General features: G+C 64.4%; 15 protein-coding genes. 11 read left to right on the forward strand and 4 right to left on the reverse strand.

Going from position 1 to position 14,548, the window contains the following annotated elements; translation table 11 throughout:
* Nucleotides 1–37 precede the first annotated feature (37 nt).
* A complete protein-coding gene (locus JNE37_RS11130) occupies nucleotides 38–688 on the forward strand; it encodes a J domain-containing protein (protein ID WP_035033232.1) in 651 nt (216 codons plus the stop codon).
* A gap of 118 nt (nucleotides 689–806) precedes the next feature.
* On the opposite strand, the gene secA is transcribed toward JNE37_RS11130, so the two are convergent.
* A complete protein-coding gene (gene secA / locus JNE37_RS11135; RefSeq protein ID WP_035093567.1) occupies nucleotides 807–3,557 on the reverse strand; it encodes a preprotein translocase subunit SecA in 2,751 nt (916 codons plus the stop codon).
* Between the two features lie 210 nt (nucleotides 3,558–3,767).
* Between secA and JNE37_RS11140 the strand changes: the two genes are divergently transcribed.
* From JNE37_RS11140 to JNE37_RS11155, 4 genes are all read left to right on the forward strand, one after another.
* Nucleotides 3,768–4,724, forward strand: a complete 957-nt coding sequence (locus JNE37_RS11140) for a peptidylprolyl isomerase (protein WP_246513204.1) — start codon at nucleotides 3,768–3,770, stop codon at nucleotides 4,722–4,724.
* A 182-nt stretch (nucleotides 4,725–4,906) separates the two neighbouring features.
* Nucleotides 4,907–6,148, forward strand: a complete 1,242-nt coding sequence (gene argJ / locus JNE37_RS11145; RefSeq protein WP_203062791.1) for a bifunctional glutamate N-acetyltransferase/amino-acid acetyltransferase ArgJ — start codon at nucleotides 4,907–4,909, stop codon at nucleotides 6,146–6,148.
* Nucleotides 6,145–6,552: a (deoxy)nucleoside triphosphate pyrophosphohydrolase gene (locus JNE37_RS11150; protein ID WP_035093561.1), complete on the forward strand. Its 408-nt coding sequence runs from the start codon at nucleotides 6,145–6,147 to the stop codon at nucleotides 6,550–6,552. The genes argJ and JNE37_RS11150 overlap by 4 nt, the downstream gene beginning before the upstream one ends.
* 68 nt (nucleotides 6,553–6,620) lie before the next feature.
* A complete protein-coding gene (locus JNE37_RS11155) occupies nucleotides 6,621–6,809 on the forward strand; it encodes a Flp family type IVb pilin (protein WP_052015264.1) in 189 nt (62 codons plus the stop codon).
* 260 nt (nucleotides 6,810–7,069) lie between these two features.
* On the opposite strand, the gene JNE37_RS11160 is transcribed toward JNE37_RS11155, so the two are convergent.
* The gene (locus tag JNE37_RS11160) at nucleotides 7,070–7,930 is read right to left on the reverse strand and encodes a class I SAM-dependent methyltransferase (protein ID WP_203062792.1); all 861 of its coding nucleotides are present in this window, start codon (nucleotides 7,928–7,930) and stop codon (nucleotides 7,070–7,072) included.
* 73 nt (nucleotides 7,931–8,003) lie between these two features.
* Between JNE37_RS11160 and JNE37_RS11165 the strand changes: the two genes are divergently transcribed.
* The 5 genes from JNE37_RS11165 to JNE37_RS11185 all read left to right on the forward strand — a co-directional run bounded on the left by JNE37_RS11165 (nucleotide 8,004) and on the right by JNE37_RS11185 (nucleotide 11,304).
* A complete protein-coding gene (locus JNE37_RS11165) occupies nucleotides 8,004–8,789 on the forward strand; it encodes a ComF family protein (RefSeq protein ID WP_203062793.1) in 786 nt (261 codons plus the stop codon).
* Between the two features lie 25 nt (nucleotides 8,790–8,814).
* Nucleotides 8,815–9,069: a glutaredoxin 3 gene (gene grxC / locus JNE37_RS11170; RefSeq protein ID WP_035033218.1), complete on the forward strand. Its 255-nt coding sequence runs from the start codon at nucleotides 8,815–8,817 to the stop codon at nucleotides 9,067–9,069.
* Nucleotides 9,069–9,926: a carbon-nitrogen hydrolase family protein gene (locus JNE37_RS11175; protein WP_203062794.1), complete on the forward strand. Its 858-nt coding sequence runs from the start codon at nucleotides 9,069–9,071 to the stop codon at nucleotides 9,924–9,926. Before grxC ends, JNE37_RS11175 begins: the two co-directional genes overlap by 1 nt.
* A gap of 15 nt (nucleotides 9,927–9,941) precedes the next feature.
* Nucleotides 9,942–10,367: a DUF1178 family protein gene (locus JNE37_RS11180; protein WP_203062795.1), complete on the forward strand. Its 426-nt coding sequence runs from the start codon at nucleotides 9,942–9,944 to the stop codon at nucleotides 10,365–10,367.
* Between the two features lie 82 nt (nucleotides 10,368–10,449).
* Nucleotides 10,450–11,304 carry an aldo/keto reductase gene (locus JNE37_RS11185; protein ID WP_203062796.1) on the forward strand — a complete coding sequence of 285 codons (855 nt, stop codon included), beginning with the start codon at nucleotides 10,450–10,452 and terminating at the stop codon, nucleotides 11,302–11,304.
* Nucleotides 11,305–11,998: 694 nt separating this feature from the next.
* Here the strand turns inward: JNE37_RS11185 and JNE37_RS11190 are convergent.
* Together JNE37_RS11190 and ubiG are read right to left on the reverse strand one after the other, a co-directional pair.
* Nucleotides 11,999–12,286 carry a hypothetical protein gene (locus JNE37_RS11190; RefSeq protein WP_182399280.1) on the reverse strand — a complete coding sequence of 96 codons (288 nt, stop codon included), beginning with the start codon at nucleotides 12,284–12,286 and terminating at the stop codon, nucleotides 11,999–12,001.
* A gap of 29 nt (nucleotides 12,287–12,315) precedes the next feature.
* Entirely contained in the window at nucleotides 12,316–13,059 is a 744-nt protein-coding gene (gene ubiG / locus JNE37_RS11195) for a bifunctional 2-polyprenyl-6-hydroxyphenol methylase/3-demethylubiquinol 3-O-methyltransferase UbiG (protein ID WP_203062797.1), read from the reverse strand.
* Nucleotides 13,060–13,240: 181 nt separating this feature from the next.
* On the opposite strand from ubiG, the gene JNE37_RS11200 reads away from it, so the two are divergent.
* Nucleotides 13,241–14,506, forward strand: coding sequence for an aspartate kinase (locus JNE37_RS11200; RefSeq protein ID WP_035032191.1), 1,266 nt, complete (start codon nucleotides 13,241–13,243; stop codon nucleotides 14,504–14,506).
* Nucleotides 14,507–14,548: the final 42 nt, after the last annotated feature.

The raw sequence follows: 14,548 nt of genomic DNA on the forward strand, positions 1-14,548 counted from the left end.
AATCTTTAATTATCGGTTCGGGTTGTAGTTAGGCGCAATGAAACTGGATTCCAAGCTGTTCGATGCCATCCGCATCCGGCCCCGGCACCAGGAAGAGCCCAAGGTGGAAACTCCGCCTTGTGCCTGGGAGGGCTGCGATCAGGCAGGCCTCTATCGCGCGCCCAAGGGCCATCGTGCCGAGGGCGAGTACCATAATTTCTGCCTTGAGCATGTCCGTCACTACAACATCGCCTTCAACTTCTTCTCGGGCATGAGCCAGGACGACGTCGAGGCTTATGTGTCGCGCTCGGCGGAAACCGATGGTCGGCCGACCTGGGGCATGGGCGCCAAGGCGGGGGCGAGCGCGCAGCCCAACCATCCGCGCAACGGCAAGGCAAAGACCTATGCTCGCGGCGAGCGTTTCCACGACCCGTTCCAGGTCTTTGCGCGCTACCGGCGCCACCAGAACAAGAATGGCAATCCGCAGGCCGAGCGTCGACGGCCGATGCACGAGCCCGACCGCCGCGCGTTCGAGGCGCTGGGGCTCGAGGGCGGCGCATCGTCCGAGGACATCAAGAAGGCCTATAAGGCGCTGGTGAAGATCCACCACCCGGACGCCAATGGCGGAGACCGGTCATCGGAAGATCGGCTGCGGGCGATTATCGTCGCCTACACGCATCTCAAGACCACCGGGTTCGTGAAGCGGTAGGTTCAGGAAGGTCGCCGTTGGCGGCCTTTTTCTTTTGTTCCGTTCAGTCTTGCTAGACGCAAAAAAACACCCCCGCCATGAGGCGAGGGTGTTTGCAATTTCGGGGCTGTCTCGGTGTCTAGAAGGCGCCGTGGCAATGCTTGAACTTCTTGCCCGAGCCGCAGGGGCAGGGGGCGTTGCGGGAGACGCCGACCAGGAGCTTGGGATCGATCGGGGCGAGGCCCGCAGCGGCGGCGGCTGTAGCGGCAGCGGTGCGCGGGCGGGTCAGGAGTTCGCCTTCCGCGTCGTTCTCGCCGGTGAAGGGATCGATGTGGGTTTCTTCGAGGCGCGAGAGGTCCGGCATCGGAGCGGGCTCGGGCGGCCGGGTCTGGATTTCGACATGGGCGAGCTGGGTAGTGACCAGTTCGCGCAGGTTTGCCAGCATGGCCTGGAAGAGCTCGAAGGCTTCCTGCTTGTATTCGTTGAGCGGATCGCGCTGGGCGAGGCCGCGCCAGCCCACGACCTTCGAAAGATGGTCGAGGGTCACCAGGTGCTCGCGCCAGAGGCCATCGATCGACTGCAGCAGGATCGACTTCTCGATCTGGCGCATCACCGTCGGGTTGGCCGAGCCGGCATCGGCCAGGGACTTGAGCGTGCGCTCTTCCTTGGCGGCATAGGCTGCATCGGCCGCCTGGGTCAGGCGCTCGCGCACCATCTCGACGTCGATGTCTTCTTCCTTCACCCAGCTGCCAACCGGAGCCTCGATATTGAGGTAGGTCTTGGCGGCGGCTTCGAGCTGGTCGGTATTCCACTGCTCGGGATAGGAGCGCTCGGGGATCGCCTTGGCGATGATGTCGTCCACGACGTCGTGGCGCATCTCGGCGATGGTCTCGGAAACGTCCTCGCTGTCCATCAGGTCCAGACGCTGTTCGAAGATCACCTTGCGCTGATCGTTCATCACGTCGTCGTACTTGAGGATGTTCTTGCGGATGTCGAAGTTGCGCGCTTCCACGCGACCCTGGGCCCGCTCGATGGCCTTGGTCACCCATGGGTGGGTGATGGCTTCGCCCTGCTCGAGACCGAGCTTGGAGAGCATCGTGTCCATGCTCTCGACGGGGAAGATGCGCATCAGGTCGTCCTGAAGCGACAGGAAGAACTTGGAATGACCCGGGTCGCCCTGACGGCCGGAACGGCCGCGCAGCTGGTTGTCGATGCGGCGGCTTTCGTGACGCTCGGTGCCGATGACCATGAGGCCGCCGGCGGCCAGCGCCTTCTGCTTGTCGGTTTCGATCTGGGCTTCGATCTCGGCGATCCTGGCGGTGCGCTCGGCCCCTTCGAGGCCGGCGGCCTGTTCGGCCACGCGCATTTCGAGGTTGCCGCCCAGCTTGATGTCGGTACCGCGGCCGGCCATGTTGGTGGCGATGGTGATGGCGCCCGGCACACCGGCATCGGCCACGATATGGGCCTCCTGCTCGTGGTAGCGGGCGTTGAGCACCTTCATCTCGCCGACCTTCTTCTGCCGCAGCAGTTCGGCCAGCATTTCCGACTTCTCGATCGAGGTGGTGCCCACGAGCACGGGCTGGCCGCGCTTCTGGCAATCGATGATGATGTCGGCGATCGCGTCGAACTTCTCGGCCGCCGTACGGTAGATGGCGTCGTCGTCGTCCTTGCGCGAAACCGGCACGTTCGTCGGGATGGTCACGACGTCCAGGCCGTAGATGTCGGCGAATTCGGCCGCCTCGGTCGCCGCCGTACCGGTCATGCCGGCCAGCTTCTTGTAGAGACGGAAGTAGTTCTGGAAGGTGATCGAGGCGAGCGTCTGGTTCTCAGGCTGGATCTTGACGCGTTCCTTGGCCTCGAGTGCCTGGTGCAGGCCTTCCGAATAGCGGCGGCCCGGCATCATGCGGCCGGTGAATTCGTCGATGATGACGACTTCGTCGTTCCGGACGATGTAGTCCTTGTCGCGCTGGAACATCTTGTGGGCGCGCAGGGCCGAGTTGAGGTGGTGGACGAGCGCCACGTTCTCGAGGTCGTAGAGGGAATCGCCCTTGAGCAGGCCTTCGGCAGTCAGGCGCTCTTCGAGCTTTTCGATGCCCTGGTCGGTGAAGGTCACCGCGCGCTGCTTCTCGTCGAGCTCGAAATCGCCTTCGACGATGATCGGGATGATGTCATCGACCTTGAGGTAGAGGTCGGAGCGGTCCTCGGAGGGGCCGGAAATGATGAGGGGGGTACGAGCCTCGTCGATGAGGATCGAGTCCACTTCGTCCACGATCGCGAAGGCATGGCCGCGCTGCACCATCTGGGCGCGCGCATATTTCATGTTGTCGCGAAGGTAGTCGAAGCCGAATTCGTTGTTGGTGCCGTAGGTGACGTCAGAGTCGTAGGCGGCCTTGCGCTCGTCGTCGTTGAGATCGTGGACGATGATGCCGACCGACAGGCCGAGGAAGCGGTAGACCTGACCCATCCATTCGGCGTCGCGCTTGGCGAGGTAGTCGTTGACGGTAACGACGTGGACGCCGTTGCCGGCGAGCGCATTGAGATAGACGGGAAGCGTGGCGACCAGGGTCTTGCCTTCACCGGTGCGCATCTCGGCGATGGCGCGCTCGTTGAGCACCATGCCGCCGATAAGCTGCACATCGAAGTGCCGCATGCCCAGCGAGCGCTTGGCTGCCTCACGAACTGTTGCGAAAGCGGGAACCAGGAGGTCGTCGAGCTTGGCGCCGTTGGCCAGCTGCTGACGGAACTCGTCGGTGCGGGCACGCAGCTGCTCGTCGGTCAGCTTGGAGAGTTCGGGTTCGAGCGCGTTGATGGCATCGACGCGCCCCTGGAAGCGCTTGACGTGCCGATCATTTGCGGAGCCGAAGATCCGCTTGAGCGCAGCAATCACCATTGCTCTTGATCCTTTAACTGATGTGCGGCGGTAGGCGTCGCAATTCTACTCTTACGGGCAAGGCCCGCTCATCCGCCCCGTCCAGGCTCTTTAGAAGCGTCGAGACATGTAAGAGCGGGGCTTTGTCTTGTCAACGTGGCCAAAATGGGCCAAACCAAGCGCCTTCGCGCCGTCGAGGGCAGCGCGCGGCTCAAGGAGACTGTATTGATTATGACCGACCGCACCCCTTCCCGTGCCGTCTCGCCGATCGCCCGTCTGGGCGGGGTGCTGATGCTCGGAACCGCCTTGTTCATCATGCCGCTAGGCGCAATGGCACAGGACGCCACCCAGCCGGCTGCCCCCGCTGCGGCGCCTGCCCAGCCGGCCGCTCCGACGCCCGATACGGTGGTTGCCAAGGTTGGCGAAGACGCCATTACCGAAGCCGATATTTCTTTTGCGGCCGAAGATCTGGCCCAGGAATTGGCCAATGTTCCGCCCGATCAGCGCAAGGCATTCCTGCTCACCGTGCTGATTGACATGAAAGTGATGGCCAATGCCGCCAAGGCCGCGGGCATGGACCAGACCGACATTTTCAAGCGCCGCCTTGCCTATCTCGAGGACCGCGCCCTGCGCCGCGCCTATTTCGCCGAGAAGGTGACGGCAGCCGTCACGCAGGAGGCCGTGCAGGCCGCCTATGACAAGTTCGTCGCCGACTTCAAGCCGCAGGACGAAGTTCACGCCCGCCACATCCTCGTCGCTACCGAGGACGAAGCCAAGGCGATCAAGACGGAACTGGACGGCGGCGCCTCGTTCGAGGACCTGGCCAAGGCCAAGTCCATCGATCCTTCCGCCAAGCAGAACGGTGGAGATCTCGGCTTCTTCTCGGCCGGCCAGATGGTCAAGCCGTTCGAGGAAGCCGCTTTCAAGCTCGAGCCCGGCCAGATTTCCGACCCGATCCAGAGCCAGTTCGGCTGGCACGTCATCAAGGTCGAGGAAAAGCGCAAGTCTTCGCCCCCGCCGCTGCAGCAGGTTGCCCAGCAGCTCCAGCAGCAGCTCATGTTCACCGGCTTCGACAACGCCATCGCCGAGCTCAAGAAGGGCGTGGCGATCGATATCCCCGATGCGGCCCTTGCCGATCAGGTCAAGCAGCAGTCGCAGCAGGCCGAGGAAGCCGCGCCGACCAATTAAGGCCGGACAATTCCCGCTACCATTTGATGAACAGCCCGCTCGAATTCCTCGGCGGGCTGTTTGCTTTCTGGCGCCCCGCCATTGTGCACGCCCGATCATCGCGGCGGAGCCAAGGCGCTTGCGCTTGCGCCCGGCTTCGGGCAAACGGATTCACAACGACGTGCCACTCCAGGACTAAGCTCATGGCCCATCCCGTTTCTCCCCTCGCGCCCAAGACCTATCCCGAATTGCCGGAAGTTCCGGGCGCGCGTTTTGCGACGGCCGAAGCCGGCATCAAGTACAAGAACCGGACCGACGTGCTGCTGGTGGCGCTGGACGAGGGCACGAGCGTGGCCGGCGTCTTCACCCGCTCCAAGTGCCCCTCGGCGGCGGTCGACTGGTGCCGGCAGAACCTGGGCGGCGGCGCGGCGCGCGGGCTCGTGGTCAATTCGGGCAATGCCAATGCCTTTACCGGCCACAAGGGCCGCGAGAGCGTGCAGAAGACCGCCGACATCGCGGCAAAGGCGCTCGGCTGCAAGACCAGCGAAATCTTCCTCGCCTCGACAGGCGTGATCGGCGAGCCGCTCGATGCCTCCAAGTTCGAGGGCGTACTCGATACGCTCGCCGGTCGGCTGGTGTCGGCGCCGTGGATGGATCCAGCCAAGGCCATCATGACCACCGACACCTTCCCGAAGGTGGCGACGGCGACGGTCGAGATCGACGGCGTGGAAATCGTGATCTCGGGCATTGCCAAGGGTTCGGGCATGATCGCGCCGGACATGGCGACCATGCTTTCCTTCGTCTTCACCGATGCGGCCATTGCCGCGCCGGTGCTGCAGGGCCTCTTGGCCGACAAAGTCAGGCCGAGCTTCAACTCGATCACCGTCGACAGCGACACCTCGACCTCCGACACGCTCATGGCCTTTGCCACCGGCAAGGCGGCGGAGCGGGGCGTGGCGCCGATCGAGAGCGCGGACGATCCGCGCGCGGCCGTCTTCGGCGAGGCGCTGGGCGACGTGCTTTACGAACTCGCTATCCAGGTCGTGCGCGACGGCGAAGGCGCGACCAAGTTCGTGACCGTCAATGTCGAAGGTGCGACGAGCGACGAGAGCGCGTTCCGCATCGCCAAGGCCATTGCGGATTCTCCGCTGGTCAAGACGGCCATTGCCGGCGGCGACGCCAATTGGGGGCGCGTGGTGATGGCAGTGGGCAAGGCCGGCGAACCGGCTGACCGCGACAGGCTCTCGATCCGTTTCGGGGACCTGGTGGTTGCCGAGGCCGGCGAGCGGTCGCCGAAATATGACGAAGCCAGGACCTCGGCCTATATGCGCGAGGAAGACCTCGAGATCGGCGTGGCGCTGGGCCTCGGCGAGGGCCGGGCGACGGTCTATACCTGCGATCTCACCCATGGCTACATCGCCATCAACGGCGATTATCGCTCGTGAGCGATCGGCCGATCCTTCTCGTCGTCGCCTGCGCGCTGGTCGATGCCGACCGGCGCGTGCTCATCGCACAGCGGCCCGAGGGCAAGAACCTGGCCGGGCTCTGGGAGTTTCCCGGTGGCAAGCTCGAGCCGGGCGAGGGGCCGGAGGAAGCGCTGATCCGCGAACTGCGCGAGGAGCTGGGCATCGAGACGAAGTCGGCGTGCCTGGCGCCGCTAACATTTGCCAGCCATTCTTACGAGAATTTTCACCTGTTGATGCCACTCTATGTGTGCCGGAAATGGCAGGGATTTCCGCAGGCTAAGGAACATTCGGCGCTCAAGTGGGTGCGTCCGCAGGCCTTGCGCGACTACCCGATGCCACCTGCCGACGAGCCGCTGATCGCGCCCTTGTGCGACCTGCTCTGAACCCGGCCGATAGGGGACCCGCTTGCGGGTTCCGGGACGAGTCTGGAACAGAAGGTTCGGAACTGCCCATGCTGGAACGTGCGCTGAAGCGTTTTCTGAGTGACGAGGCCGGAGCGACGGCGATCGAGTACAGCCTTCTGGCCGGGCTCATCGCGGTTGTGGCGATTGCCGGGGTCTTCGCCACGGGTGGCGGGGTGAGTTCGCTGTTCGACTACATCAAGGACAATGCCATCCCGGCATTGACGCCCAAGGGCTAGGGTCCGTACTCAATTGTACCGGTAGGTGAGGTTGCGATAGCCGCCCCACCCACCGGACTTCCCCGGACTTGATCCGGGGCCCATTGCCATTCTCCACTCGAGTGGAGATATCCGTGGGCCCCGGCTCTGCGGCCGGGGAAGTTCAGTGGTTGTGGCGCGCGGCAGACGGACAGCGCTTCCGTTGGAATCTGTCGGATGGGGAGATAAGCGCTCTGCGGGCGCCGGGACTTATTGAGTGCCGATTGAGTACCGACCCTAGGCTAGGAGCCGGCCTTGTCTCCAAGAATCCGGGTCATGCTCACCTTGGCGCTGCCCGGCGCCAACGGCTTCTGCTGGCTTTCATGCGGAGCCCAGCCGCTCATCCAAATGATTTCAAGCGTGGCGCGGATGCGGCCGTCGGGATCGCCGGCGAGGTCCTTGTAGGCCTCCGCAGCGCCGGCGAGGAGGCTGGCCGTGGCCATCCGTTCGGGACGATCGGCAAGAGGGTTTGAAGCGCCGAGGCGCTTGAGGTCCTGCATGAGCGAGAGCGGGTGGGCGTAGCGGACGACGTGGTTCTCGACATCGGCGACGGGCAGGGCGAAACCGGCGCGCTGGAGCAGGGCGCCGGCATCCTTGATCTCGATGAACGGGGCGACGCGGGCATAGGCGCCGCCGGAACGGGAAACGTCGGCCGTGAGGAAAGCCTGGCGCAGCTCGGTGAGGGTATTGCCGCCGATGGCGGCGGCGAGCAGCAGGCCGTCGGGGCGCAGGTGCCGGCGGAGGCGGGCGAGGAAGCCCGGGACGTCGTTGACGATCTGGAGATCGAAAATGGAGACGATGAGATCGTAGTCGCTGCGCGGCAGCGCCAGGTCTTCCGGATCGAGGAGGAGCTGGCCGGGGGCGGCAATGGCGGTGCCGGCGCGCTCGAAGGAGAAGACCCCGTCATGCGTCTCGCCCCGCTCGGGCAATACGGTCGCGTCTGGCCCCATGATGAGCGCCTGCTCGAAGCGGCGGGTGACGGCGAGAAGCCGATCCTGCAGGTCGTAGAGGGCGAGCGAGGTGACGAAGTCCTCGGCGCCGGCCTGGCGACGCTGGAGGTGCCGGACGATGAGGTCGTGGTCGAAAACGATCGGCGCGGTCATGAACGTCTTTCGAGGCAGGCAATCGGGATAAATGCCGAGCGCCAAAAGCGCCCGGATGCCGCAGGATGCGGTTATGGACAGCGCACCGGGCCTTGTCAAAGTGTTTGCAGCCGCCACCGTCCTGAGGCGCGGCGCGACGATGCTGCTCGACCAGCTCTACCCGCCGACCTGCCTGGCCTGCCAGCGGCCGGTGAGCCAGGCGCATACCCTATGCCCAGAGTGCTTTGCGCAGTTGCGGCCGATCTCGGCGCCCTATTGCCCGGTGCTGGGCATTCCGTTCGCGGTCGACCTCGGGAAGGGGGCGCTTTCGGCCGAGGCGATCGCCGATCCGCCGCCTTTCGACCGGGCGCGGGCGGCCCTGGTCTATAACGATGCGGCGCGGCGGATCGTGTCACGGCTCAAATATGGCGACCATCCCGAGCTGGCCCGGTTCTGCGCGCGGCTCATGGCTTCGGCGGGGCGTGACCTCTGGGATGGAAACCCGGTATTGATGCCGGTGCCGCTGCATTTCACCCGCAGGATCGAGCGGCGGTACAACCAGTCCGAAGAACTGGCGCGGGCGCTCGGGAAGCTGCTGCATCTCGATTGCGATCCGCATCTTGCCAGGCGCCAGCGGCGGACGCGCCAGCAGGTGGGGCTTTCAGGCGACCAGAGACGACGGAACGTCTCGGGTGCCTTCTCGGTGCATCCCGATCTCCTGGCACGGCTGCGAGGGCGACGGGTGGTGGTGGTCGATGACGTGCTGACGACCGGCTCGACCGTCAATGCGCTGACCAATGCCCTGAAGCGGGCGGGTGTGCATCAAATCGATGTCATGACTTTCGCCCGCGTTGTCATTGGTCTCGACTTGCCCATATAGATGGGAGACATCCTCGGAGACTTTGATGGCAAAGGTCGAAATCTACACCACGCCCACCTGCCCCTATTGCCACGCGGCCAAGGCGCTGCTGGCGGACAAGGGTGTGCAATATGACGAGATCACCGTGCTCGATCCGTCCCTGCGCGCTGCCATGACCGAGCGCGCGCATGGCCGTCGCACGGTTCCCCAGATCTTCGTGGGCGAAACCCATGTGGGCGGGTATGACGACATGGCGGCTCTCGACCGCCAGGGCAAGCTCGACCCGCTGCTGCAGGCCTAATGAGCACCTCCACCAGAATTGCCGCCGTCCAGATGCGCTCGGGCCTGACGCCCGCGGCGAACCTCGACGCGCTCGACGCCTTCGTGGCGCAGGCCGTGGCACAGGGCGCGCAATATGTGCTCAGCCCGGAAGTGACCGTGGCCTTCGCCGAGAACAGCGAGGGCCTGGCGCGGGTGGCGGGGCCGGCGGAGGAGAATGGCGACATTGCGCGGGCGGCGGAAATCGCCGATGCGCACAACGTCTATCTCCATGTCGGCTCGCTCGCCGTGGCGCTGCCGGATGGGCGGTTCGCCAACCGTTCCATGCTCTTCGGACCGGATGGGTCGGTCGTGGCAAGCTACGACAAGATCCACCTTTTCGATGCTACCCTGCCGGGGTTGCGCGAGTACCGCGAGAGCGCGACCTACAAGGGTGGCGAGGAGGCGGTGGTGACCCCGCTTCCGGGGTTCAGGCTCGGCATGGCCATCTGCTACGACGTCCGCTTCCCGGCGCTCTTCAATGCACTGGCCAATGGCGGGGCCGAGGTGGTCTCGGTGCCGGCGGCCTTTACCGTGCCGACGGGCGAGGCGCATTGGGAAGTACTGCTGCGGGCGCGGGCGATCGAGACCGGCTCCTATGTCATCGCGGCGGCGCAGGGCGGCCGGCACGAGAATGGGCGGGCCACCTATGGGCATTCGATGATCATCGACCCCTGGGGCAAGATCCTGGCGCAGATCGATGGGGACGCGCCCGGCGTGATCGTGGCCGACGTCGATCTCGAGCGCGTCGCGGACGCGCGGGGCAGGGTGCCTGCGCTTGCCAATGCGCGGCCCTTTTCGCTAAGCGTTAACCAATCGGCGCGTAAAGTGCCGGTCTGAAAGGTTCTGGGTTACGTGATCCACTACTCCCTCGTTTGTGAAAACGAACACAAGTTCGAAGCCTGGTTTGCCAATGCAGGCGCCTTCGACGCCCAGAGCAAGCGCGGTATCGTTACCTGCCCGGTCTGCGACTCCCGACAGGTCCATAAGGCGCTGATGGCGCCGGCCGTATCGCGTACCAAATCGGAAAAGGTGTCGCTCTCGATCGGCCACCCCCAGCACGACCAGATCCGGGCGGCGCTGCGCGCCATGCGCGACAAGGTGACGAGCGAGGCCGATTATGTCGGCGACAAGTTCGCCGAGGAAGCGCGCAAGATCCATTTCAAGGACGTGGAAGCGCGCGGCATCTATGGCGAGGCGACGGCCGACGAAGTGGCGGCGCTCGTCGAGGACGGGGTGGATTTCATGCCGCTCCCCAATATCCCGGAAGACCACAACTAGGCGCCGTTTTTGTTCAACAGGGGTTGAACTTGCAGGATGAGGGGCACACGTTTGTGTCCCCTCTCTCCAGCGGAGCCTACCCATGTCAGAACCCAATGCAGCGCTAGCCGGCCAGTTTTCGATTGGCGGCGATCTCACCATCAACCGCCTCGGCTTCGGGGCGATGCGCATTACCGGGGAGGGCATCTGGGGCCAGCCCAAGGATGTCGAGGAGGCGCGGCGCGTGCTGCGCCGGCTCAAGGCGCTGGGCGTCAACTTCGTCGATACCGCGGAAAGCTATGGGCCGGAGGTCAGCGAGCAGCTGATCGCCGACGAGCTCTATCCCTATGATGGCTTCGTGATTGCGACCAAGGCCGGGCTGCAACGGCCGGGACCCAATCACTGGGTGCAGGACGGGCGGCCCGAGGTGCTGCGGCGCGGGCTGGAGGCGAGCCTCAGGCGGCTCAAGGTCGAGCGGATCGACCTCTGGCAGCTCCACCGCATCGATTCCAAGGTGCCGCGCGACGAGCAGTTCGCGGCCATTGCCGGCTTCGTCAAGGACGGGCTCGTGCGCCATGTGGGGCTGAGCGAGGTGACGGTCGAGGAGATCGAGGCGGCGCAGAAATACTTCCCGGTCGCCACGATCCAGAACCGGTACAACCTCTTTGACCGGGCGAGCGAGGAGGAGCTGGAGTTCTGCGAGGCCAATGCTATCGGCTTCATCCCCTGGGCGCCGCTGGCGAGTGGGCGGGTCGGCGGGCGGCCGGTGCTTGAAGCGGTGGCGCAGCGGCATGGCGCGAGCCCGGGTCAGATCGCGCTGGCCTGGATGCTCAAGCGCAGCCCGGTGATCCTGCCGATCCCCGGAACGGGCAAGGTGGCGCACCTGGAAGAGAACGTCGCCGCGGCTGGGATCACGCTGAGCGAGGGCGACATGGCGGAGCTGGAGGGAGCTTCGTGAGAGGGGATAAGGTGCGGGCGACGGTCTGGGGCGGGCGCGCTGCGCGCGTTCCGGGCGTCGTGCGGCAGGCTTAGTGTGGTGAGGTCCGCGCGTATTTTGGGGGGATAAGTGGCTTTTTGACGGGTTTTTGCACCCTGCTATTTTCTTAAGCCATTGATATATAATATTATTATTGCTTGAGCGGGTTTCAAATCGTTAAATTTTGACTCAATTTCGGGCAATGTTTGGCGATGTTTCGTGGCTTTTCGCACCAAATTCGGGGTTCCTGAGGACTCTCAAACGAGTGGTTTTCTGTGTTGGCAGTTTTGGGCTCGGGGAGATGGTTCCCAGAGTCTAGGGCATGGTTGGACGAGGGGGATAAGTTTTCAGGCGCGGAGGCTGAAAGGCGGACGTGCGCAACCACGCGGTCCGGGACGGCAGTTGGCGCCGGTGCGGACGTCGCCGGGCGTTAGGGTTCGTACTCAATAAGTCCCGGCGCCCCCAGAGCGCTTATCTCCCCATTCGAAAGATTCCAACGGAAGCGCTGTCCGTCTGCCGTGCCACAACCACTGAACTTCCCCGGCCGCAGAGCCGGGGCCCACGGATTGCTCCACTCGAGTGGAGAATGGCAGTGGGCCCCGGATCAAGTCCGGGGAAGTCCGGTGGGTAGGGCGGCCATCGCAACCTCATCTACCGGTGCAATTGAGTACGGATTCTAGGCTTCGAGCTGGGTGCGGAGGCGTTCCATGGCGCCGCGGATCCAGGGGCCTTCGCGGCCGTCGGCGACCTTGAACCAGAGGCGGGTCATCTTGGGCCACCAGGTGACTTCCAATGTGCCTTTTTCGCCGGCGCGCTTGAAATGCCAGTGGACGCAGCCGGGATAGGTGCCGAGCGTGCCGCGCATGGCCACGATCAGCTCCTCGCGGGCCGCAGCCTGCTCTACGGTGACCGGGACCGATTTGGCATCGGTGCCGGCCGGCATATGGACTTCCAGTTCGATCACCGTGGCTTCCCCTCAGTCGCGGCGGACAATCAAGCCGATTTAGGCTTTTCCGCAAGCAACATATAGTTGACCGCCATGTCGGGCGATTGTCGCCAGGCGTCGCGTAGCGGGTTGTACACAACTCCCGTGCGGTCGGTGACTTTCATGCCGTTGCGCTCGATGAGCGCGGTGATTTCCTCGGGCGTGAGGAACTTGTCGTAGGAATGGGTGCCGACCGGCAGCCAGCGCAGGATGTGCTCGGCCCCGACGATGGCGAGCGCGAAGGCGCGGGCGGTGCGGTTGATGGTGGCGACGACCATGAGGCCGCCCGGACGCACGAGCTGGACGCAGCTCTTCATGTAGAGCGGTACGTCCGAAACGTGCTCGACGACTTCCATGTTGAGGACGATGTCGAACTGCTCACCCGCTTCGGCCAGGGCCTCGGCGGTAGTGGCGCGATAGTCGATCTCGAGATCGGACTGGGCAGCGTGGACCTGGGCGATCCTGATGTTGCGCTCGGCGGCATCGGCGCCCACGACATCGGCGCCCAGCCGCGCCATGGGTTCGCTCAGGAGCCCGCCCCCGCAGCCGATATCGAGGAGGCGCAGGCCGGCGAGCGGACGGCGCTCGGCGGCATCCTTGCCGAAATGGGAAATGGCGTGGTCGCGGATATAAGCGAGGCGCACGGGATTGAACTTGTGGATCGGCTTGAACTTGCCGTTCGGGTTCCACCATTCCTCGGCCATGGCCCCGAACTTGGCGACTTCCTCGTTGTCGATGGTCGTGGTCGTCATAAAGCATCGTCTCCATGGGTGGAACGAGAGTGAGGTGCGGGATTGGCGGAACCATGTCAAGGCGCGCCGGGCGCCGCGTCCCTTTGCTTATTGAATCGTGCACGCCTTTGTGGCAGGAGACGCGCGCAGTTTTTCAGTGTCTTGCCGTCCGGTTGGACCGGCGGTTATCCGGGATAAATCCATGGCCCGTATCGTTGTGAAGTTTGGCGGCACCTCGGTCGCCAACGTGGAGCGCATTCGTCAGTCCGCGCGCCATGTCAAACGTGAGATCGACGCCGGTCACCAGGTGACCGTGGTCGTTTCGGCCATGTCGGGCAAGACCAATGAGCTGGTGGCCTGGACCAAGGACGCGGCAGCTCTCCACGATGCACGCGAATACGACGCCGTCGTGGCTTCGGGCGAGCAGGTGACGGCGGGCCTCATGGCCATCGTGCTTTCCGAAATGGGCGTGCCCTCGCGTTCGTTCTCGGGCTGGCAGGTGCCGATCCGGACGGACGACGCGCATGGCGCGGCGCGCATCACCGATATCGATCCGGCCAACCTCAATGAATTGATGGATGCCGGCTGGGTGCCGGTGATCACGGGCTTCCAGGGCGTGGCGCCTTCGGGTCGCGTGACGACGCTGGGCCGTGGCGGCTCGGATACGTCGGCGGTGGCGGTGGCGGCGGCGGTCAAGGCCGATCGTTGCGACATCTATACGGATGTAGATGGGGTCTACACGACCGATCCGCGCATCGTGCCCAAGGCACAGCGGCTCAACAAGATCGCCTTCGAGGAAATGCTCGAAATGGCTTCGCTCGGCGCCAAGGTGCTCATGATCCGCTCGGTGGAGCTGGCCATGGCGCAGGGCGTGCGCCTCGTGGTCCGTTCGTCGTTCGATGATCCGGATGCCCCCCAGATTGCCCCCGATGGAACTCCCGGCGTGCCCGGTACGCTCGTATGCGATGAGGATGAGATCATGGAAAAGCAGATCGTTTCGGGCGTGACGCTCGCCAAGGCCGAGGCCAAGATCACGCTGCGCGGCGTCAAGGATCGTCCCGGTGTTGCCGCCGCCATTTTCGGCGCGCTGGCGGACCAGTCGATCGTGGTCGACATGATCGTGCAGAATATTTCGGATGACGGCGCGACCACCGACATCACCTTCACGGTGCCCGACAGCGACTATGACCGCGCCATCAAGGCGATCGAGGACGCCGGGGAAACCATCGAATATTCGCGGATTTCCGGCTCCAAGGGCGGCGCCAAGATTTCGGTCGTGGGCGTAGGCATGCGTAGCCATGCGGGCGTTGCATCCTCGATGTTCAAGGCCCTTGCGGAAAAGGGCATCAATATCCAGTTGATCACCACTTCCGAGATCAAGACTTCGGTGCTGATCGACGACCAATACGCCGAGCTTGCGGTGCGGGCCCTGCATACGTATTACGGTTTGGACAAGACAGACGCCTGAGGGCCAGCGACGAGGGGTCGCCGCCGCGCCCAGGCTAGGGAG

It is taken from the genome of Paradevosia shaoguanensis (assembly GCF_016801025.1).
Classification (GTDB): Bacteria; Pseudomonadota; Alphaproteobacteria; order Rhizobiales; family Devosiaceae; genus Paradevosia; species Paradevosia shaoguanensis.